Origin of the sequence: Fodinibius sp. Rm-B-1B1-1 (assembly GCF_038594945.1) — a bacterium.
In the GTDB taxonomy this organism is placed as follows: Bacteria; Bacteroidota; Rhodothermia; order Balneolales; family Balneolaceae; genus Fodinibius; species Fodinibius alkaliphilus.
In genome coordinates this window covers 743,483-764,159 of record NZ_JBCFYD010000001.1, presented here as the reverse complement: position 1 = coordinate 764,159, position 20,677 = coordinate 743,483, and the positions used below count along the sequence as shown (strand labels likewise).

18 protein-coding genes and 1 tRNA gene are annotated in these 20,677 nt (G+C 42.6%); 13 read left to right on the top strand and 6 right to left on the bottom strand.

Annotated features, from left to right (window positions below; translation table 11 throughout):
• Window positions 1–58 precede the first annotated feature (58 nt).
• Both AAFH98_RS03510 and AAFH98_RS03505 read left to right on the top strand, forming a co-directional pair.
• Window positions 59–1,675 (top strand): peptide chain release factor 3, encoded by a 1,617-nt coding sequence (locus AAFH98_RS03510; RefSeq protein ID WP_342521290.1) that lies wholly within the window; start codon window positions 59–61, stop codon window positions 1,673–1,675.
• A gap of 267 nt (window positions 1,676–1,942) precedes the next feature.
• On the top strand, window positions 1,943–2,182 hold the full coding sequence (locus tag AAFH98_RS03505) for a putative signal transducing protein (RefSeq protein WP_342521289.1): 240 nt from the start codon (window positions 1,943–1,945) through the stop codon (window positions 2,180–2,182).
• A gap of 116 nt (window positions 2,183–2,298) precedes the next feature.
• Here the strand turns inward: AAFH98_RS03505 and AAFH98_RS03500 are convergent, their stop codons facing one another.
• Together AAFH98_RS03500 and AAFH98_RS03495 are read right to left on the bottom strand one after the other, a co-directional pair.
• On the bottom strand, window positions 2,299–3,093 hold the full coding sequence (locus AAFH98_RS03500; RefSeq protein ID WP_342521288.1) for a zinc-dependent metalloprotease family protein: 795 nt from the start codon (window positions 3,091–3,093) through the stop codon (window positions 2,299–2,301).
• 67 nt (window positions 3,094–3,160) lie between these two features.
• Window positions 3,161–3,946, bottom strand: coding sequence for a M12 family metallo-peptidase (locus AAFH98_RS03495; RefSeq protein WP_342521287.1), 786 nt, complete (start codon window positions 3,944–3,946; stop codon window positions 3,161–3,163).
• 74 nt (window positions 3,947–4,020) lie between these two features.
• Between AAFH98_RS03495 and AAFH98_RS03490 the strand changes: the two genes are divergently transcribed.
• The 8 genes from AAFH98_RS03490 to AAFH98_RS03455 all read left to right on the top strand — a co-directional run bounded on the left by AAFH98_RS03490 (window position 4,021) and on the right by AAFH98_RS03455 (window position 11,130).
• The gene (locus AAFH98_RS03490; RefSeq protein ID WP_342521286.1) at window positions 4,021–4,500 is read left to right on the top strand and encodes a cupin domain-containing protein; all 480 of its coding nucleotides are present in this window, start codon (window positions 4,021–4,023) and stop codon (window positions 4,498–4,500) included.
• Window positions 4,501–4,695: 195 nt separating this feature from the next.
• A complete protein-coding gene (gene lpdA / locus AAFH98_RS03485) occupies window positions 4,696–6,102 on the top strand; it encodes a dihydrolipoyl dehydrogenase (RefSeq protein ID WP_342521285.1) in 1,407 nt (468 codons plus the stop codon).
• Window positions 6,103–6,241: 139 nt separating this feature from the next.
• Complete coding sequence (gene lipB, locus AAFH98_RS03480) at window positions 6,242–7,006, top strand: lipoyl(octanoyl) transferase LipB (RefSeq protein WP_342521284.1); 765 nt, start codon at window positions 6,242–6,244, stop codon at window positions 7,004–7,006.
• Window positions 7,007–7,024: 18 nt separating this feature from the next.
• A complete protein-coding gene (gene lipA / locus AAFH98_RS03475; RefSeq protein ID WP_342521283.1) occupies window positions 7,025–7,903 on the top strand; it encodes a lipoyl synthase in 879 nt (292 codons plus the stop codon).
• 94 nt (window positions 7,904–7,997) lie between these two features.
• A complete protein-coding gene (gene plsY, locus AAFH98_RS03470; RefSeq protein WP_342521282.1) occupies window positions 7,998–8,702 on the top strand; it encodes a glycerol-3-phosphate 1-O-acyltransferase PlsY in 705 nt (234 codons plus the stop codon).
• Window positions 8,703–8,707: 5 nt separating this feature from the next.
• Window positions 8,708–9,718: an NAD(P)H-dependent glycerol-3-phosphate dehydrogenase gene (locus AAFH98_RS03465; protein WP_342521281.1), complete on the top strand. Its 1,011-nt coding sequence runs from the start codon at window positions 8,708–8,710 to the stop codon at window positions 9,716–9,718.
• A 248-nt stretch (window positions 9,719–9,966) separates the two neighbouring features.
• Window positions 9,967–10,650, top strand: a complete 684-nt coding sequence (locus tag AAFH98_RS03460) for an AlbA family DNA-binding domain-containing protein (protein ID WP_342521280.1) — start codon at window positions 9,967–9,969, stop codon at window positions 10,648–10,650.
• A gap of 18 nt (window positions 10,651–10,668) precedes the next feature.
• A complete protein-coding gene (locus AAFH98_RS03455; protein WP_342521279.1) occupies window positions 10,669–11,130 on the top strand; it encodes a HesB/IscA family protein in 462 nt (153 codons plus the stop codon).
• A gap of 103 nt (window positions 11,131–11,233) precedes the next feature.
• Here the strand turns inward: AAFH98_RS03455 and AAFH98_RS03450 are convergent, their stop codons facing one another.
• The 4 genes from AAFH98_RS03450 to AAFH98_RS03435 form a co-directional block, all read right to left on the bottom strand.
• Window positions 11,234–12,370 (bottom strand): DmpA family aminopeptidase, encoded by a 1,137-nt coding sequence (locus AAFH98_RS03450; protein WP_342521278.1) that lies wholly within the window; start codon window positions 12,368–12,370, stop codon window positions 11,234–11,236.
• A 359-nt stretch (window positions 12,371–12,729) separates the two neighbouring features.
• On the bottom strand, window positions 12,730–14,001 hold the full coding sequence (locus tag AAFH98_RS03445) for an NAD(P)/FAD-dependent oxidoreductase (RefSeq protein WP_342521277.1): 1,272 nt from the start codon (window positions 13,999–14,001) through the stop codon (window positions 12,730–12,732).
• Between the two features lie 15 nt (window positions 14,002–14,016).
• Entirely contained in the window at window positions 14,017–14,922 is a 906-nt protein-coding gene (hslO, locus tag AAFH98_RS03440) for an Hsp33 family molecular chaperone HslO (RefSeq protein WP_342521276.1), read from the bottom strand.
• A 94-nt stretch (window positions 14,923–15,016) separates the two neighbouring features.
• The gene (locus AAFH98_RS03435; protein ID WP_407935484.1) at window positions 15,017–16,192 is read right to left on the bottom strand and encodes a Glu/Leu/Phe/Val dehydrogenase dimerization domain-containing protein; all 1,176 of its coding nucleotides are present in this window, start codon (window positions 16,190–16,192) and stop codon (window positions 15,017–15,019) included.
• 371 nt (window positions 16,193–16,563) lie between these two features.
• On the opposite strand from AAFH98_RS03435, the gene recJ reads away from it, so the two are divergent.
• The 3 genes from recJ (at window position 16,564) to AAFH98_RS03420 (ending at window position 20,660) form a co-directional block, all read left to right on the top strand.
• Entirely contained in the window at window positions 16,564–18,279 is a 1,716-nt protein-coding gene (gene recJ / locus AAFH98_RS03430) for a single-stranded-DNA-specific exonuclease RecJ (RefSeq protein ID WP_342521274.1), read from the top strand.
• A gap of 73 nt (window positions 18,280–18,352) precedes the next feature.
• Window positions 18,353–18,425 (top strand) — tRNA-Phe (locus AAFH98_RS03425).
• Window positions 18,426–18,698: 273 nt separating this feature from the next.
• The gene (locus tag AAFH98_RS03420; protein WP_342521273.1) at window positions 18,699–20,660 is read left to right on the top strand and encodes an AAA family ATPase; all 1,962 of its coding nucleotides are present in this window, start codon (window positions 18,699–18,701) and stop codon (window positions 20,658–20,660) included.
• The last annotated feature ends 17 nt before the right edge of the window (window positions 20,661–20,677 follow it).

The window sequence follows — 20,677 nt, the reverse complement described above, 5'->3', positions numbered from 1 at the left end:
GCTCGCAATTTCCTTATCTTTAGAGGCTTTTTAAAATACCCAACTCTGAGATTCTTTCATGTCGAACACTGATACTAAAACGAAACAGCAACAGGAAATTATAGAGGAGGCCAAGCGCCGGCGTACCTTTGCTATTATATCACACCCCGATGCGGGTAAAACAACGCTGACCGAGAAGCTGCTTTTGTATGGAGGGGCTATTCATGAGGCTGGATCAATTCGTCAGCGGAAAGCCAACCGTTATGCAGCTTCTGATTGGATGGCCATCGAAAAGGACCGCGGAATTTCCGTAACGTCATCCGTGCTGCGATTTGAGAAAGATAACATCAAGTTTAACTTGCTGGATACGCCCGGCCACAAAGACTTTTCTGAGGATACGCTTCGGACGCTGGTTGCTGCCGATACCGCCCTGATGGTGATTGATGTTGCCAAAGGTGTTGAGGAACAGACAGAGAAACTTTTTGAAGTCTGTAAAATGCGCGAGATCCCCATTATTACGTTTGTAAACAAGTGCGACCGCCCGGGTTTGGAGCCGCTGGAGGTGATCAGCAATATTGAGAACCAGTTAGGTATTGAACCAATACCCGCATCCTGGCCGCTGGGCTATGGACGAGATTTCCAGGGTATTTATGATCTGATTGGTAAGAAACTGCATCTACAGAAAAAAGAAGAGCATGGTGCCAAGAAAGCTGAAACCGAAATTTACGATTTAGAGGAAGGTATTGAAGAAGCGCATCTCTCCGATTTTGATAAAGAGAAGTTTTGTGAAGAAGTGATGCTGACCGAGGGCATGATGGAGATGATGGATGAAGAAGCCTTTGCCAATGGGAAGGTGACGCCGGTATTTTTTGGTTCAGCGCTCAATAACTTTGGGCTGGATGTGTTTCTGGATTATTTCTCGGAGTTGGCCAATCCGCCGCAGCCCTATGCTGATGAAGATGATGAGCCCCGGGATTTAGATCGCGGATTTTCGGGTTTTGTCTTTAAGATGCAGGCCAATATGAATCCCGATCACCGCGACTGCGCAGCTTTTATTCGTATTACATCAGGAAAGTTTGAGCGCGGTATTCAAGTTACCGAAAGCAATACAGGGAACAAGGTAAAAATGTCGACGCCTCACACGCTGATGGGAGATGAGCGTAATATTTTGGAAGAGGCTTATCCTGGTGATGTGGTGTCGTTGTTTAATCCCGGATCATTTCGCATTGGAACAACGATCTACAGCGACGATCCTGTAAAGTTTGACGTAATTCCGCTTTTTACGCCGGAGCACTTTATGAAGGTGTCCACTAAAGATCCCTTTAAGCGAAAACAACTGCGTGAGGGACTTAAGCAGCTGGCCGAAGAAGGGGTGGTACACGTTTTTGAGGTCCCCAATGGTGTGGGAAATGAATTGCTGTTGGGAACGGTTGGTGCCCTACAGTTTGATGTGGTAGAGCATCGTATGGAAACGGAGTACAATACCGAACTCCACATGAATTCGGTATCCTATCACGCAGCGCGCTGGTTGGGGGATGATCAGGAGGTCATTGATAAGCTGGAAAGTAGTTACTCAACGCATGTGACCAAGGATATGGAAGGCAATCCTATTGTGCTGTTTGATAGTGGATATGCGCTCAGTCAGGCTGAGGAGAAAGTTGGTGCTGAAAACCTATTCAAGTTTAAGCAAAGCTGATTATAGTAGTGAGATGTGAGTAGTGAGATATGAAGAGGTGTCTTATTATTCTCTATTCATATTTATGGTGTTGTCTGTATTTGACATCAATATAAAATCCTGATAGACTTAATTACTGATTGATGAGCAGGGAATTTAAAAGAAGAGAGTTATGATTACAGGAAATAGGTTTAACACCGAATTGAAATAAATATGAATAGTGAAGCCAACCTAAGTTCTACTCCGCTATCCATATATCCGCAAAACTTCTAAGTAATCATAGATATTATGGGCCAATCATATATAATACTTAGATCTTATTCACATGCTCATCAAGCTGATTTGGCTTTGAATAAGCTCAAAAGCGAGGGTATTGATGCACATCTTAGTGATACCAATATGGGTGGTTTAAACTATATGGGGGTAGCAGGCGGTGTTAAAATTCATGTTGCAGAAGAAGATATACACCGTGCACAAGATATTTTGTCTGCCAATCAGTCTGATCTCAATGAGGATCAGATGAAATGATCTGTTGATCTTATTTATGGCTCGAGAACTGCATTCATCACTCAGAAGCATCTGCCATGAAAATTGATGAGTAGTGAGGTATGAGAGTCTCACTACTCAATACTCATAACTACTTATTACTTCCCGCCGTTTGCCTGCAGATCTTCAATACAAAGCGGATCTAAGTTAGGAATATCACCATCAAAGGTGTTCGTAAAGAAATTGCCCGTTTCGACAGCTGGCTCCATCAGACATCCATCAACGGAACAGTGGGCATCTCCGTTTTGGTGATTCGATTGCCCTGATGGATGGGGGGTGCCATTTCCTGTTAATCCCATATTATGTCCAAATTCGTGGCGAAAGACTGTACCTTCAATCTTTTCTTCAGGCGGTGCTCCAATGCCAGAACTCACCTCTTCAATTGTTTCGCCAAAGAAAGCAACAGATGTATTCCAATAGGCAATGCCGAGTACATTAGACCCACCGTCGTCACCGTCATTATATTTTGCATCAACAACAAGAAAGTAAACCTGTAGCGTACTACCATCACTTTCTGTGTAATGATCACGTTCATTCTCTTCGATTGATCGGATGTCAGCTGCGGTATAGCTGCTTTGGTTACGGGAATCGATTTGGGTGGGTGACCTAAAACTTATGTTTTGCTTGTTAAGCCGCTGCACGAGGAATGTTTTGAGGCTGTCTATACCATCTTGGGTTGGTTCGTGACCTGGCATATAGTCAATCTCTACCTGTAGGCTGGTGTATTGGTCGTCTTGTAAAAATAGCTCGGCTGAATTTCCAGGCTTTTGTTTACTGTCGAGTTTAGTTGTTGAAGAATCATCTGGCCCCGTGGTTGAATCGGAACAACTAACAATTAGTAAGGATAGCGAACAAAAAGCTAATAGAATGGAAAACCGTTTTATAGAAATCATAATAATAACGTGCGATCAGTATTTAAGAAATTTAGATAATAGTTTTAAAAACTCTCAATGCTGTTTTTTATTTCCCGCCATTTCCCTGTAAATCAGCAATGCAATTATCATCAAGTGGTGTAATTCCTTCATCCCCCACTGTATTGCCAATTAGGTCGGTGGTTTGCGTGGCATAATACATTAGGCATTGATCATTATCACAGTGATTGCCATGTTCTTGATCTCGGTGCGGTTCCTGCATTTCGGTACCCGAGTTGGGGATGTCTACGAGCCCAAAGAGATGTCCAAATTCATGCCGGAATGAAATTGCTTCTACACGTTCCCGAGAAATAGAACCCACGCCACTACTGGCTTCATCATAAGCCGGACCAAAAAATGCATTAGATGTATTAAAGTAGGCAATCCCCATTAGCTCTCGCTCGCTGTATTTGCCATCTACAATCATAAAGTAGGCGGCCAGTGTATCTCCTTGTGAAAAGGTAGAACGTTCTTCGGACTCAATATTTCGAACATCATCGGCACTGTATGAGTCCTGATTTCGTGACTCAATCTCAGTTGGTTCTTTTATAGTGATGGAATTCTTGTACAGCCGTTGCTCAAAAAATGCCTCCAGGCTGTCAATAGCTTCGGTCTTTGGCTCGTAGCCGGGCATGTAATCTACTTCTACCACTAAATGTTTGAAACTGGTATCAGCCAGGAAGTCGTTGGCCGAAGTACCCGGGTTTTGGGTATGGGAGTATTGTGGATCAGGGACTTCAGTCTTAGGTCCCGTATGGTCCAGGCACGATTGGAAAACAAAACCGATTAAAATTGCTATTATTAGTATCGGTAAAGTTGAACCGTATCGTTTCATAAATTATTTCTCTGATTATCAATTTGCCGACTTTTATTAAATAGATTTCTGATAAAAAAGTTTCAGGTATAAAAATGGATGATGTCGAACAGGTTATTAATAGGCTTAATTTATCTCCACACCCAGAGGGTGGACACTATCGGGAGTGTTATCGAAGTGAGCAAGATGTTTGGCTTCCCAATGATGAAAAACGATCAGCCGGAACGGGGATCTATTTTTTGTTGGCAGAAGGAGAGTTATCCAACTGGCACCGCGTGCGTTGGGATGAGGGGTGGCATTTCTATGATGGTGACCCATTAATGTTGGAAATTATCGATCGGGATGGGTCGTTGAAAAGATTAGCGTTGGGGAATACATTTGCGAAGGAGGTGGCATTTCAGCGGCTGGTTCCACAAAATTGCTGGCAGCGAGCTTATTGTACGGGGCGTTATTCTTTAGTGGGATGTACAGTAAGTCCTGGTTTTGAGTTTGAAGATTTTGAGATGATAGAGCCTAAAAAACTGGCGCAGGAATATCCAGATATAGCAGATGATATTTTAAAGAGCCCGGTGTAAGAACATTGTTTAGTACTGATAATTTTTATCCTAAATAATCATGAGGCAAAACCTTATATCTCTCATCTATAATTCTTAAATTAAGGCGCTTTTGAAATGGCCGAATGATTGATTGTAAAATTGCTGATGTAACGATTATAGGTTTCAAATCAATCATTCAACCATTTTTATTCAATTAATAAATCAAATAGACCCATGGCAAAAGAATTTGATGTTTGCGTAATAGGATCCGGTCCCGGTGGATATGTGGCTGCGATTCGTGCTTCACAACTCGGTTTTAACACAGCAATTATTGAAAAGCGTCACCTCGGCGGTGTTTGTTTGAATATTGGATGTATTCCTACAAAAGCACTGCTGCGCTCGGCTGAAGTTTTTGAAAGTATTGAACATGCCGGTGACTATGGTGTTAATGTGGATGGATTTTCTGCTGATTTCGATGGCATGATTGATCGTAGTCGAAATGTGGCTAATAAAATGAGTAAGGGCGTTCAGTTCTTGATGAAGGCCAATAAGATCGATGTCTTCGAAGGCAAAGGTGTTTTTGCATCCAAAGAACAGGTTAATGTGCTCGATGATGACGAAGAAGTAGTCGAAGAGATTAAAGCTGATAATTTCATTATTGCGACGGGTGCAAGTCCACGTGAGCTGCCGAACCTACCAATCGATGGTGAGATGATTATTGATTCGGAGCGCGCAATGCAGCTCGAAGAACAGCCCGACAAGATGGTGATTATCGGCGCGGGTGCTATCGGCGTTGAGTTTGCCTACTTCTACAATACTATTGGAACCGACGTGACCATTGTTGAGCTTCAGGATTCACTGGTGCCGGTTGAAGATAAAGATATCGGGAAAGAGCTCGGCAAGATCTACAAGAAAAAGGGCATGGATATCCGCACCGGAAGTACGGTTGACAACGTTGAAAAAGATGGCGACGGCGTCAAAGTTACCATCAAAACTGGTGACGATGAGGAAGTTGTTGAAGCGGATGTGGTGCTTTCTGCAGTTGGCGTAGCTGGAAATGTGGAAGGCATTGGCCTTGATGACATCGGTGTTGAGTACGAAAAAGGTGCTATCCAGGTTGATAAGGAGACCTATCAGACATCCGTAGAAAATATTTACGCGATTGGTGATGTGGCCGGCGGACCGTGGTTGGCGCACAAAGCTTCTCATGAAGGTATTGTTTGTGTAGAAAAGCTTGCTGGCGAAGATCCACAGATGATTAACTACAACAACATTCCTGGTTGTACCTACTGCGAGCCGCAAATTGCTTCTGTTGGATATACTGAGGAACAGGCCAAAGAGGAAGGTTACGATATCAAGGTTGGTAAGTTCCCCTTCTCTGCCAGTGGTAAGGCAACGGGACTTGGTCATGAAGAAGGCTTCGTAAAAGTAGTCTTTGATGAGAAATATGGTGAATGGTTGGGTTGCCACATGATTGGATCGCATGTTACAGAACTGATTGCTGAGGCTGTTGTAGCCCGTGATCTTGAGACAACCGGACACGAAATTATTAGCGCTGTGCATCCACACCCAACGATGTCAGAAGCGGTGATGGAAGCTGTTGCTGAAGCATACGGAGAAGGCGTGCATTTAGGTTCGTAAATCCATTCATTATATAGATTGTAAAACCCGCAGGGTTTCACAGCAGGCAATTTTCTAAAGTTTTGGCTGCAAGTTGAAAAACCCTGCGGGTTTCTATTTGTATAGTTATTTCCTCTCAGCTTTTGTATTTTTCAGCGTTATGAATACGGTAGAATTATTTGATTTAGGCTATGCCCCCTATCGCCCGGTATGGGATTTACAAACTACCATCCAGCAGCGTTTGGTGGATGAAAAATTAGCCCGACGAAAAAAACAGAAGCTCTATAAGCCCGGAGAAGAAAGTAACGATGTATTTCTGTTTGTAGAACATCCCCACGTCTATACTCTGGGCAAAAGCGGGGATAAGAATCACCTCCTTAAAGGGATGGCTGAGTTGGCTAATATTGATGCCGAATTTATCGAAATAGATCGCGGTGGAGATATTACGTACCATGGTCCGGGACAAATTGTGGGCTACCCAATTCTGGATCTGGACCGCCACTTTACTGATGTCCATAAGTACTTACGCTACCTCGAGGAGGTTATCATTCGCACTTGTGCCGAATATAATATTGAAGCCGGACGTATTGAAGGGCTAACCGGCGTATGGGTAGGTGATCAGAAAATTTGTGCCATGGGTATTCGTTGTAGCCGGTGGGTAACCATGCATGGCTTTGCCTTTAATGTTAATGCTGACCTCAGTTATTTTAATCATATTGTGCCGTGTGGTATTACAGATAAGGAAGTGACCAGTTTGCAAAAATTGTTGGGGCACGAGGTAGACCAATCCCAAGTAAAAGAACAGTTAATAACACATTTTGAGGATGTGTTTGATGTATCCATAGCAAAGGTCGATTCCCTGCCTGAACTGGACGATCAATTTTCGTATCTTAAGCCGTCTGAGAAACAAGCAGCATCGCAATAATTTTTTGATTTTAGTTCCATGATTAAAGAACTCAATGTCGTAGATCGCAATGAAACCACCCAGCGTCGTCCGGATTGGCTGCGTGTGAAATTACCTTCCGGTGAAAAGTTTAAGGAGGTTTCGGAGACAGTAAGCAACAACTCGCTTAACACGGTATGTTCTGAGGCTCGTTGCCCGAACATGGGAGAATGCTGGGGACGTGGCACGGCTACGTTTATGATTTTGGGAGATGTTTGCACTCGTTCTTGTTCATTTTGTGCAGTAAAAACCGGCCGCCCAGTGCAAGGGCTGGATTGGGATGAGCCGCGGCGTGTTACCGAAGCAGCTAAAGAGATGGGGCTAAAGCACGTGGTGCTTACCTCCGTAAATCGTGATGAACGCAAAGATGGGGGCGCGCCTATTTTTGCTGAATGCCATCGCCAACTGCGTGAAGCCATCGATGGAGTGACCATTGAGTCTCTGATCCCCGATTTTCGAGGCGTTTGGGAAGCGCTGCAAATTGTAATTGATACGCCTCCCGATGTGTTAAGTCATAACCTTGAAACGGTTCCCGATCTGTACCGAACCATTCGTCCACAGGCGAAATATGAGCGTTCGCTCGAGCTGTTGCAGCGTGTGAAAGATCAGGGCATTCGTACAAAGACCGGCATTATGGTTGGCTTTGGTGAAAAGCGTGAGCAGGTTATTGAACTAATGAAAGATTGCGTCGATCATGATGTTGATGTATTGACAATTGGACAATATATGCAGCCTACGAAGATGCATCAGCCGGTAGAAGAGTGGGTTCATCCCGATCAATTTGCTGAATATAAAGAGATTGGTGAAGAGTTGGGGCTTGAACATGTGGAAAGTGGTCCGCTTGTTCGCTCTTCGTACCATGCCGAAGAGCACGTATAAGAACGTTTATAATTATTCGGGGGATTTTTCCTCGAGATTATCGTACGATATTTTATATTTCAACCGGTTGGCATTTCTCATTTAATCAGAAAGTATGATTGCACTTGGAGTTGTTTTACTATTGAGTTATTTGGTGGGATCCATCCCATCATCAATATGGGTAGGTAAGCTCGTTAAGGGAGTTGATATTCGGGCTCACGGCAGTGGTAATGCCGGTGCAACGAATACCTTTCGCCTATTGGGATGGCAACCGGGGGTAGCCGTATTGGCGATTGATTTCTTTAAAGGATTCGCAAGTTCTTTGTGGATTAGTCAGTTAGCTTATCATATCGCGGCGGGACCTGTTACATTATTTGAGTTTTGGAGCCTCGATCCCTTTTTAAGTATTACTTGTGGTATTGCGGCCGTAGTGGGGCATATGTTTCCTCTTTATGCCAACTTTGATGGAGGGAAAGGAATGGCTACAGCCGCTGGAATGCTTTGCGGCATAGAGCCGGTATCAGTAGGTATTGCCGCTGCTTTTTTTCTGGTTGTATTAGCTACAAGTAGGTACGTATCTCTGGCTTCTCTTGTTGCTGCATTTGTGTATCCATTGGTACTGGTCGTCTTACGTTATGGATACGGTTGGGATATTGACGGGAGTATTCTGATTTTTGCCGGATTTATTGGATTAGCCATAATTATCAAACATAATGGAAACATTAAGCGGCTTATGAATGGAACTGAAAACAAAATAAGTTCTTTTAAGCCTGCCGTTGGATGGCTAAATAAAGAAGAAAAACCGCAATCGGGTAACTAATTGTTGTGAAGAAAATTACCATTATTGGGGCCGGAAGTTTTGGGACGGCGCTTTCAATTGTTTTGGCCCGAGCTGGAAATAAAGTACAACTTTGGGCGCGTGAGCAAGAGGTGGCTTATGGTATTAACAAAAGGCACCGAAATCCTGCTTATATTTCTGATGTAACGCTCCCGGATTCGGTTGAATGTTCTACGGATCCCAATGAATGCTTTGATGATCCCGAAATGGTGGTTTTTGCTACCCCTTCTCATGTGATGCGTGAGGTGGCTACAAATATTAAGCAACATCTTAATGGCAATGAGATGATTGTGAGTGTGGCAAAGGGGATCGAAAACGATACGTTTATGACGATGTCCCAGGTGCTCAGTGAAGTGCTTGAGGGTACTATTGTTGATGATCATATCGGTGTGCTTTCGGGACCCAGCCATGCCGAGGAAGTAAGCAAATTTAAGCCTACCACCGTTGTGGCAAGTGCAAACTCAAAACGTACCACCCAAATTATTCAGGATACCTTTCTAACCCCGATGTTTAGGGTATATCTTAATTACGACATTATTGGCGTTGAGATTGGCGGCGCGGTAAAAAATATTATGGCGATTGCAGCCGGTGTTTTGGACGGCGCGGATATGGGCGACAACGCCAAGGCGGCACTGATGACCCGTGGTCTTCACGAAATGAAGCGGCTTGGGATGCAACTTGGAGCATCACAAGATACCTTTGCCGGTTTGGCTGGTATGGGTGATTTGATTGTAACCTGCACCAGTGAGCACAGCCGAAACCGTTTTGTTGGATATAATATTGGTCAGGGCAAAAGCCTGGATGATATCATATCCCATATGAATATGGTAGCTGAAGGGGTTAAGACAACGCGTTCAGTTTTTGACTGGAGTAATAAGTTGGGAATAGAAATGCCGATTACCGGTGCGGTCTATCGCGTGTTATTTGAGCAGGAAGATCCCAAAGATATGCTCTATGATTTGATGACTCGAAATCCCAAAGAGGAGATTGTAATTTAATCGTTGCATCCAGATGCAAAGGTTTGACTAAACCTGACATGTCAGCCTGAATATAGTTTAGGGTCTTCGTTTTCTTGCAAAAAGTAGTATGAGAGATTCTGAAACCCCGAAAAATTGGGACACGGCAAGTTTAGAATGGCACGCTAATATGGTTTTTGCTAAGTCTTTGATATAATATTTGTTCGTTACTTCATGCGGACTTAATATTTTGTTGTTACCTTCGTTTGTCATTAAAAAGACTGAGTGCTATGTATTCTCAAAATCACAGCGCGGCTACGCTTTCCGAAATGGATTACCTCGATGTCAAGAATTTGGCACAGACGGGGGAAGGGATGTACTTGGAATTCAAGCGAACAATCCCATCGGCATATAAAATAGCGCGCGAAATTGCGGCTTTTGCCAATACTAAAGGGGGAACCTTGCTTATTGGCGTGGATGATGATAAATCGCTTGTGGGGGTCATGGGTTATCAAGAAGAAGAATTTCTGCTTGATAAAGCTGCTGTAGAATTGTGCGAGCCCTCGGTGAAAATTATTATCGAAATTGTTCATTTTGGCGATCGGGATTTATTGGTGATTAAAGTGCCGGAGGCGCCTAATAAGCCAATTTTTGTAAAAGGTGACGATGAACAGATCGTGTTTATGCGCGAAAAAGATCAGAATAAGGTGGCCAGCAAAGAATTAATTGAGATTATTAAGAAACGCAATTCGGATGAGGGGGTAACTTTTGAGTACGGTCCGGATGAGCAAAAGCTGTTTCGTTATCTGAATGAATATGGTGAAATAACCGTTAAAAAATTTGCACAAGTTGTGGATATTCCTCAGCAAAAAGCATCGCAGACGTTGGTAAATTTAGTTGCAGCGGAGATTTTAAATTTGACGCGCAAGGACAACACCGATTATTTTACTTATGCGCAAAATGATAAACATTAACTTACAAGTGGTACGATAATGCCTGCAGAGACTGAAGATAATTTAGATAGTGTTATTGCGGATCTTATTGATGATGACGAAGAAGAGCAGCAAGAGCAAGCAGCATCTCCGTTGGAAGAAATGCAGGCATCGGCCGATGTAGAGTTCAGCGGACCAGCCGTATCGTTAACTGAACGGGCTGCTGATCAGGTGCGCAGTATTCGTACAAAAGAGGATCTGGATGATGATCTTTATCTTCGCGTTGCTGTTGAAGGCGGTGGCTGCTCGGGACTAAGCTATAAGCTTGGATTTGATCACCAATCCGATGACGATGAGGTCATTGTATCGAACGGCGTTAAGATTATCGTAGATCCCAAGCATTTAATGTATTTGAAGGGAATTTCTGTAGATTATCCCGATGGATTAGATGCTCGTGGATTTACGTTTGATAACCCCAATGCCAGTGAAACCTGTGGTTGCGGTAGTTCATTTGCCACATAAATAAGTTTTAGGCCGCGTTGATAACCCAACTGGACGAGTTATCAACGCGTTTTTTACTTATCTGCACGTTGTGCGTTAAAATTTCTCGTGCCATCTTCAGGATCTACTTTCCACTTCGCCCATACTGTTCCATAATTTCCAACACTTCTTCTACGGGTAACGCCTCTACTGTATGTCCATCTCTGCCCGTCATTGTTTCAGCATGGAAGAGTGAGTTAATTATGGCTTCTTCGGTTGCCTCATTTACGGCCATAAAAAGAGGAGACATGGCACTATTTCGAAGTACGTTCTGGGATTTAATATGTTGATCAGAATGATATGGGATGCGAACCGATTCGGCCGTAGAAAAGGCAATGACATAGTCTCCACTTCCATTAGAAGCAATACCACCCGTTTTACCTAATCCTAACAGGGCTCGCTTAGCCAGACGCTCTAAGTTTCGAGCATCCAGCGGGGCGTCAGTGGCAACGATTATCATACAAGAACCGTCGGGTGTTTCGTTGAGTTGATCACTCATATAATATTTGCCAAGCTCTTTGCCGACGGGTACGCCTGCAATTTGAAGTACGCCCCCAAAATTAGTTTGTGTGATAACACCCACCGTATAGCCACCCGCTTGCTCCGGCAGCTTTCGGGAGGAGGTACCGATTCCGCCTTTAAATCCAAAGGCTATGGTTCCGGTTCCGGCCCCGATATTACCCTGCTCTACTGCCCCGGATTTTGCATTATCAATAGCAGCAAGCACATCTTCTTTGGATACGTGTCGGCCACGAATATCGTTGAGATATCCGTCATTCGTTTCGCCTACAACCGGATTTACCGAATGGACCTGGTTATTTTCTGAATAGCTAAAAGTGTGATCAATTAGCGCATCGGCGGCCGTGGGCACACTAAGTGTATTGGTGAGAATGATAGGCGTCTCCAGGTTACCGAGCTCTTTAATTTGAGTTGAGCCGGCCAGTTTCCCGAATCCATTTCCCACATATACTGCAGCGGGAACTTTTTGCTGAAAGATGTTGCCATCATGAGGCAAAATAGCCGTAGCACCGGTACGGATGTAATCGCTTTGAATGATGGTTTGGTGCCCGACTTTGAGCCCTTTTACATCCGTGATGGCATTATACGGACCGGTTTCAAGTACGCCAATTTCAATGCCATAGTCCCGAATATTTTGATCTTGAGCAGAAAGGGCGAATGGAGCAAAAATCAGTAATGAAAGAAGCAGGTTCAGCAGTTTCATATAAGTAAAAGCTTAGTTTTCGGTCGCACTTAAATTGGAGATAAGATCGGGGAGTTGCAATGGTTAATTACCTCAATAGCCTTGTTATACTTTGGAAGTTTGGGAAGGGTAAAATGACTCAGGTTTCTCCAGCAGAATGATAATAAGCCTGTTTTATCAGTCATTAAGGGTATATACATATATTATGTAGTGTATTTACAAAGTACTGTGTAGACGGTCTGTATAATACTGTGCAGACACCTGACGTAGTACTATGCAATACGATTACAGAATACGTCTTTCATTGTTTAAGGCAGAGGCTCTATAAAATACCATTCTATTTTCATTCTCGCGCTTTGCTGTGGAATGAAGAGCATTTTTTAATTTCCCGGGTCTTCATTTTCACTAAATCGATCAGTGATAAGACGTACTCCGCGTTTGAAAGTGAAGTAATGCCACATCCACTCTACAAATACCTTAAAGCGATTACGAAAGCCAATTAAAAAGAAAATGTGAACCACCGACCACAGAATCCAGGCAAAAAAGCCGCTGAACTTAAACCCGCGGATATCAGCAACTGCTTTGGCACGTCCGATAGTTGCCATGGTTCCTTTATCTACAAAGTTAAATGATGTGCGTTCTTTATCTTTGAGTTCATTTTGAATGAGATTACCCAGGAATTTACCCTGCTGGATGGCAACCGGGGCCAATGCGGGTAGGGGATTTCCAGACTTATCCTTTTTGTGAGCAGCATCTCCAATGACAAAAACATTGTCGTTGCCAGGGATAGAAAGGTCATCTTCTACAAAAACGCGACCGGTCCGATCTTGTTTCGTTTCAAGGGATGACAGAAGCGGCGATGCAGCTACACCTGCCGCCCAGATAATGTTGGGAGTGTCAATAGCTCCCTCCGAAAAAGAAACCTTGCTTTCACTAATACCTGTAACAGGTGTATTTGTTAAAACGCGGACGCCCATTTCTTCTAAGGTTTCACGTGCTTGTTCGGATAGCGAATCAGGATAGCCATTGAGGATTTTCGGTGCGGCTTCGACTAAGAAGATGCGCGTCTCATTTTTGCTGAAGGTATTATAATCGCGCATCATATTCCGCTTGGCAATTTCACCGATGGCACCGGCCATCTCAACACCTGTTGGTCCGCCACCTATAACTACGAAAGTAAGATAGGGTTCGCGAAGTTTGGGATCTTCGAGTTGCTCGGCCTTTTCAAGGGACAGCAATAGACGCTCACGAATTTGCAAAGCATCCCCCACAGATTTTAGGCCCGGAGCGTGTTTCTTCCAACCGTCATTTCCAAAATAATTGTATTGTGCTCCAGGCGCCAGCACCAAATAATCGAAATTAACTTTCTGGCCATTCTCCAGAGCAACAAACTGTTTCTTTTTATTGACCTCGGTAACATTGCCCAGCAGGACTTTTAAGCCCTTTCGTTCGCCCAGGATAGCACGGATCGGAACGGCTATATCTCCCGGTGAAAGAGCTGCTGTCGCCACCTGGTAAAGTAATGGCTGAAAAAGATGGTGATTACTTTTGTCGATAATTGTAATATCAACATTCGATCGTTTTAGCTTTTTGGCAACTGAAATTCCACCAAATCCACCGCCTACAATGACAACATGTTTGCTATCTCCCATCCCAGTAATAATTTCTTAGTTCATTTTAGCTTTGGTTTCCATCAATAGTTCTTCAATTTCATTTTTGGTGATGTTATAATGCTCGTTACAAAAATGACAGACAAGCTCTTGTCCCTCGTCGCTAATCTCTTTGAGGTCTTCAACGCCAAGCATGGCTAATGCATTTTTGAAGCGATCACGAGTACAGCGACAGAAAAAGTCGACCGGCTGACGGTCAAGCTCTTTTACTTCCATGGGATCCATAGCCTTTTTCATGATATCATCAATATAAAGGCCGTTACCCAACATTTGGCTGATAGAATCAAATTGCAGCATTTTTTCTTGAAGCTGGTCAATGGCACCTTCCGGAGCATCGGGCATACGCTGGATCATCAAACCACCTGCTTCTGTGATGTTGCCCTCTTCATCAAGGCCAACATCCAAAAGAATAGCGGATGGGATTTGCTCAGACTGCACCATGTAGTAAGCAAGGTCATCAGTGATATTGCTTTTTATGAGTTCAATGCTACTGTGTCGGGGCTCAGCTTCGTTGTACAATGTTTTGCTGATGGTCATTACCCCAACACCCAGGCCATCACTGATATTGGTATCACCGTTGGTATAATCAAATTCGGCTTGTGGATGTTGAACATAGCCCCGGACTTCTCCTACGCGATTGGCTTCGGCAACAAGCAGGCCTACTGGCCCCTGGCCTTCGATGCGCATTTTGATGCGTTCTTCTCCTTTAAGTTCGGAGGCCATCAACATGGTACCTGTTAATGCGCGTCCCAATAGCACGGTATTGAGCAGAGAAAGGCCATGCTTTTTGCGGGCTGTTTTAATTATATCTGTGGTTTTTACTACAGATATTTTGAGCGTGCCATCTTTGGCAATGCCTTTGATGAGGCGATCTTTTGTAATAAAGTCTTCTTTTGAAATCATAACCGTCTAATTTTTCACCTGATTGATCAAGGTATAACAAAAAAGGCGGCCCAAAAATTTGAGCCGCCTCAATATACGATTTTAACTATTTCTTCTACAGATTGGCATGTTTATAGAGGTCGCCAATATGACCTGTAAAGTTACTCTGAGAGGTATAAATATTATGAATTTTGCCCACATTACTCATCCGCTGTTCGGCAAGAATATTTGAGGCTGTAAAGGTTGGGGTATCGTTTTCTTCAGAATAATTCAGGATATCTAGAATAGTATCATAAATCTTTTCGGCCTGACCTTCTGCCCGTTCCTCGTTATAGCCTTCAAGTTCGCTGGCTACATTAATAAGCCCACCAGCATTAATCACATAATCCGGAGCATAAAGGATGCCTTTATCCAGCAGCATTTGTCCGTGTTTATCTTCCTCTTCAAGTACGTTGTTGGCAGCTCCAGCTACGATATCACAGTTTAGATGATCCATCGTATCATCATTAATGACACCGCCTAACGCACAGGGACTAAATATATCTACATTAAGTCCATAAATGTCATCGGGATCAACTACTTCAGCGTCCACTTTGTCGGCCAGAGCATTTACTTTATCCTCATAAATATCACAGATGAGAAGTTCGGCTCCTTCTTTGTGCAAAAACTCAGCAAGGTACGAACTTACATGCCCAGCCCCTTGAATGGAGATGCGTTTGCCTTCCAGGGAATCAGATCCATAAGCCTTTTGGGCACATGCTTTCATCCCTTGATAAACGCCGTAAGCTGTTACGGGAGAAGGGTCGCCGCTGCCGCCAATAGCTTTTGGTAAACCGGTTACATATTTGGTCTCCATCCGGACCCATTCCATAGCTTGCACGTCGGTTCCAACGTCTTCAGCAGTAATATATCGTCCGCCCAGGCTATCAACATACCGGCCGAAAGCGCGGAAAAGCGCTTCACTTTTCTCTTTCCGGGGATCCCCAATGATTACGGCTTTTCCACCACCGAGATTAAGACCCGAAATGGCTGCCTTGTAAGTCATACCACGCGAAAGGCGCAGTACATCGCGAATAGCTTCTTTCTCATTATTATAAGGCCACATCCGAACACCACCAAGTGCAGGTCCTAATGTAGTGTCATGAACGGCAATAATAGCCTTCAAGCCCATGGTTGGTTCTGAGCAGACCACAATTTGTTCATGCTCGTACGATTGCAGCTTGCCAAAAAGCGGGAAGTCCTCGCTTAAATCAGCAGCCTTATTTTTTTCCAAAGTAGTAGATTCCATGATAATCTGGTTTAAATCATTAAAACTATCGTTCAAAAAATCAGTTTTGTAAAAACCTCAGCAAAAAGTTGCTGTTCGATTTAAATTATCTCTTAATAAACCCCGGCATTAATTATTCTATGAATAGTTGAGTCGATCAAAGTATGCAAAGGTACAAAAAATGGGGCAATTTTAGTAGTAAATGTATCATCAAGAAGTCTACTGCAAATTGTAAACGAATGTCTGGATAAACAGCGTTTAGATAATGAATTTTAGTACGGATATTGTATTTTAATTAAGAATCCTTTGTTGACAGCTTGTTGGCAAAGCAGTATGGCTATTTGGTTTGATCGCCGGTACGCTATTTATGACAAAAAAGAAAAAAACAGATAATTATGTCTTTTCGCTGGGTTTTTGCTACACCAGAGAACGAAGAAGCTGTATCCGATTTGCAAGAGCAGCTGGGGGTTCCCCGAAAAATAGCCCGCCTTCTTGTTTTGCGTGGTGTTGATAATTATGAGAAAGCCGAATCATTCTTCCGATCCGATTTAAGCCAGATCCATGATCCTTTTTTGATGAAGGATATGGACAAGGCGACTGCTCGATTGGCAGAGGCTGTTCGGAATAGGGAAAAAATTCTCATTTATGGGGATTATGATGTTGATGGAACGACATCTACAGCTATACTTTATATCTTTTTGAAGGAGTTTGGCGTTGATGTTGACTTTTATATCCCCCATCGTTTTAAAGAGGGGTACGGTATCAACGAAGAGGGAATACAGTATGCTATTGATACCCAAGCTGATCTCATTGTCTCAGTGGATTGTGGGATTACAGCTGTTAAAGAGACCGAGCAGGCTAAAGAGCACGGTATCGATGTGATTATTTGTGATCATCACAATGTGGGTGATAGAATTCCCGATGCGGTGGCCGTTCTCGATCCCAAACGCGAAGATTGTGAGTATCCCTTTGAAGGACTTTCCGGGGCGGGGGTTGGTTTCAAGCTAATTCAGGGAACCATCAAAAAGCTGGGTTTGGCCGATAAGCTGGCCTATAAACTGCTGGACTTAGTAGCCATTTCGATTGCGTCTGATATTGTTCCGATTGTGGATGAAAATCGCATTTTGATGCGTGAGGGGCTCAAGCGAATTAATGAGCAGCCCCGTGTTGGGATTAAAGCACTAACAGACCTGATAAACTTGAGTATTGGTTCTATATCAACTTCAAATATCGTGTTTTCTATTGGTCCGCGCATTAATGCGGCCGGACGAATGGGGGATGCGACCAAAGCGGTGCAGTTGCTTATTTCGGAAACGCCGGCCGAGGCTGAATCCCGTGCCCATGAGTTAGAGAGTATCAATATTGCCCGCCGCGATAAGGATAGTGAAACTATGGAAGAGGCCAAGGCTATGGTTGATAAGGATTATAATCTGGATAAGATTTCGTCAATGGTGCTGCACCAGCCTGATTGGCACTTGGGCGTAATTGGAATTGTGGCTTCTCGACTGGTTGATACCTATGGCCGACCAGCGGTAATGTTGAGTACTATAGATGGAAAGATTAAAGGATCGGCTCGAAGTATTGATGGATTTAACATTTATGAGGCTTTTAAGGAATGTGAGGATCTGCTCGAGCAATTTGGTGGACATGAGTATGCCGCGGGATTGACGATTGCCAAGGAAAATCTGGAGGAATTCCGCCAGCGTATTAATGATATTGCTGCCGAACGGTTGTCGAAAGAGGACTTTAAGCCTGAGCTGAATATTGACAGCGAGCTTGATCTCAGTGATGTCGACTTGCGTTTTTGGAAATTATTAAGTCAGTTTGAGCCCTTTGGGCCGGGGAATTTGCGACCCATTTTTGTAAGCAGGGATGTAGAAGTGGTTGGCGTACCCACAATTGTAGGAAAGGGGCACCTGAAGATGAAGGTGAAGCAAAATGGATCTGGTGCATTTGATGTGATTGGGTTTAATATGCACGAATATTTGCCGGTGATCCGAAACAGCGACGAGCAAAAACTTAATATTGCGTACTCACTGGAAGAAAATGAATGGAATGGCCGGCGTACTCTGCAGGTTCGGCTTCGCGATGTCGAAGTGCAAGATAGATAACTTCAAAAAATCGGGAATATCCTCTTTGTATAAAGTCGAAAAGATTTTATATTTGGCAACTCTTAATCGAGTTGGGACTGTAGCTCAGTAGGTAGAGCACGCGACTGAAAATCGCGGTGTCGGCGGTTCGATTCCGCCCGGTCCCACGCAAAGCCCTGTAACTCCTTGAGTTGCAGGGCTTTAGTATTTTATAGTAAAACAATGCTAAAACAACTATGTAGGTAGTATTTGTTTTTAGCTTTGTTTTAGCTCTCCTCATATTGCTTCTTTTTTACTCACATTTCCGAAATTTTTATTTATCACCTTCCTGATTCTGTGCGAGAAACTAGTATATAGCTTGTTTTATTTTTTGGGATTGATTAGGTATATAACTACCAGTTGTATGTTCACTAAAACAGTACGTTGATTCAAGAGGAAATATGAAACTGACCAAAGCACAAGTATATAACTTTCAGAGCATCAGAGATTCAAATGAGTTCGTAATTAATGATATAACATGTTTGGTGGGTAAGAACGAAGCCGGAAAAACCGCACTTCTTGATGCGTTATATCGATTAAATCCAATTGAGCAATCCAAAAACACTTATAGTGTAACAGATGATTATCCAAGATGGGACGTTGAGGATTATAGACAGAAAATAGAAGAGGGTGGAAATCACTCAAAAGTTGTAGAGGCAACTTATGAGCTTGATCAAGGTGATTTAAATGCAGTTAGTGAGCTGTTTGGGGATACAGCAATTAGGAAAGGCACTTCTCTAAAACTCTTCAAAGGGTATGATAATGAAAGGACGTTCCAACTGAATGTTAATCTAAAATCATCAATAAGAAGTTTAATCAACAATTTTGATATAGATAGTGAACTATCAAAGAACTTAAAGAAGAAAGATAGTCCTAAGGAAATTAAAGCACTGTTAGATGAGTCTAGCGAGAACAATGAACATTCAGAATTAAAAAATATTCTAAACACAATTATAGATAACAGCTTAGAGTATTACATATATAACAATATTCTAAGCGACCGTGTACCAAAGTTTTTGTACTTCGACCAATATTATCAGATGAATGGTCTTGCTAACATTCAGAATCTGAAACAGAGGAAAGAATCAAGACAATTAAAAGAATCTGATTATCCACTTTTAGGTTTAATTAATTTAGCAAGATTAGATTTAGATGATCTTTTGAATCCAGGACGAACTCAAAAACTTAAAAACAGATTACAGGGAGCAGGGAATCATCTTACCAAAAAAATTGTGGAATACTGGTCTCAAAACGATCATTTACAAATGCAGTTTGATGTTCGGCCAGGACAACCTAATGATCCCGATGGAATGCAAAATGGAACAAATATTTGGGCCGAAGTTTACGATAAAAAACATTGGGTTAGTACTTTGCTAGGAACCAGATCAAGGGGATTTGTTTGGTTCTTTTCATTTCTTGCTTGGTATTCTGACTTAAAAAAGAAACATGAATCATTAGTATTGCTATTAGATGAGCCGGGTTTGTTTTTACATGCAAAGGCACAGGAAGATTTAATTAACTATTTTGAAACAGATCTGAAAGATGATCATCAACTGATTTATACTACTCATTCTCCATTCATGGTAGATGCCCAGAAATTTGAAAGAGTGAGGATTGTTGAAGATCAGAGTCTTAAGGCAGATGAAGTGCTTCCAGTAGAAGAACAGGGTACAAAAGTATTAACTGACGTTTTAGAAGCTTCGGATGACAGTTTGTTTCCACTTCAAGGAGCTCTCGGATATGAAATTCACCAAACTTTATTTGTTGGACCAAATAATTTGATTGTTGAAGGGGTATCTGATCTTCTTGTCCTGCAAACCATGAACGGTATTTTAGAGAGTTTAGGTATGGAAACATTGGATGCACAATGGACCATTACGCCTGTTGGAGGTTCTGATAAGGTTTCAACTTTTGTTTCTCTGATAGGAGCAAAGAGTGGTCTAAATATTGCCACACTTATTGATTTTCAAAAGAAAGATCAGCAGGCAATAGAAAACCTTTATAAAAAGAAACTATTAAAAAAGCAGCAGGTTTTTACATTTGCGGATTTTGTTGACCAAGAGGAAGCTGACTTGGAAGACATGTTTAATTCAAATTTTTATCTAGAGTTAGTGAATGAGGAATTTGGTCAAGAATTAGATACCCCGATCTCCAGTGATGATCTAAATGACAATATCCCAAGGACTGTTTTAAGAATAGAAAAATATTTTGATGATAATCTATCCGATAATGGAAATTTTAATCATTACCGACCTGCTCGATATTTTGCTGAAAATAGTGAAGAGCTGAAAGATAAGCTTAGTGATGATACACTAAATCGATTTGAAGATGCTTTTTCTACTTTAAATACCCTTTTGAAATAGGAGGGTAAAAAACAAGA

Excerpts from the sequence above, each read along its gene's own strand:
- AAFH98_RS03510 (WP_342521290.1), top strand. The coding sequence starts at position 59 with ATGTCGAACACTGATACTAAAACGAAACAGCAACAGGAAATTATAGAG.
- AAFH98_RS03505 (WP_342521289.1), top strand. The coding sequence starts at position 1,943 with ATGGGCCAATCATATATAATACTTAGATCTTATTCACATGCTCATCAA.
- AAFH98_RS03500 (WP_342521288.1), bottom strand. The coding sequence starts at position 3,093 with ATGATTTCTATAAAACGGTTTTCCATTCTATTAGCTTTTTGTTCGCTA.
- AAFH98_RS03495 (WP_342521287.1), bottom strand. The coding sequence starts at position 3,946 with ATGAAACGATACGGTTCAACTTTACCGATACTAATAATAGCAATTTTA.
- AAFH98_RS03490 (WP_342521286.1), top strand. The coding sequence starts at position 4,021 with ATGGATGATGTCGAACAGGTTATTAATAGGCTTAATTTATCTCCACAC.
- lpdA (WP_342521285.1), top strand. The coding sequence starts at position 4,696 with ATGGCAAAAGAATTTGATGTTTGCGTAATAGGATCCGGTCCCGGTGGA.
- lipB (WP_342521284.1), top strand. The coding sequence starts at position 6,242 with ATGAATACGGTAGAATTATTTGATTTAGGCTATGCCCCCTATCGCCCG.
- lipA (WP_342521283.1), top strand. The coding sequence starts at position 7,025 with ATGATTAAAGAACTCAATGTCGTAGATCGCAATGAAACCACCCAGCGT.
- plsY (WP_342521282.1), top strand. The coding sequence starts at position 7,998 with ATGATTGCACTTGGAGTTGTTTTACTATTGAGTTATTTGGTGGGATCC.
- AAFH98_RS03460 (WP_342521280.1), top strand. The coding sequence starts at position 9,967 with ATGTATTCTCAAAATCACAGCGCGGCTACGCTTTCCGAAATGGATTAC.
- AAFH98_RS03455 (WP_342521279.1), top strand. The coding sequence starts at position 10,669 with ATGCCTGCAGAGACTGAAGATAATTTAGATAGTGTTATTGCGGATCTT.
- AAFH98_RS03450 (WP_342521278.1), bottom strand. The coding sequence starts at position 12,370 with ATGAAACTGCTGAACCTGCTTCTTTCATTACTGATTTTTGCTCCATTC.
- AAFH98_RS03445 (WP_342521277.1), bottom strand. The coding sequence starts at position 14,001 with ATGGGAGATAGCAAACATGTTGTCATTGTAGGCGGTGGATTTGGTGGA.
- hslO (WP_342521276.1), bottom strand. The coding sequence starts at position 14,922 with ATGATTTCAAAAGAAGACTTTATTACAAAAGATCGCCTCATCAAAGGC.
- recJ (WP_342521274.1), top strand. The coding sequence starts at position 16,564 with ATGTCTTTTCGCTGGGTTTTTGCTACACCAGAGAACGAAGAAGCTGTA.
- AAFH98_RS03420 (WP_342521273.1), top strand. The coding sequence starts at position 18,699 with ATGAAACTGACCAAAGCACAAGTATATAACTTTCAGAGCATCAGAGAT.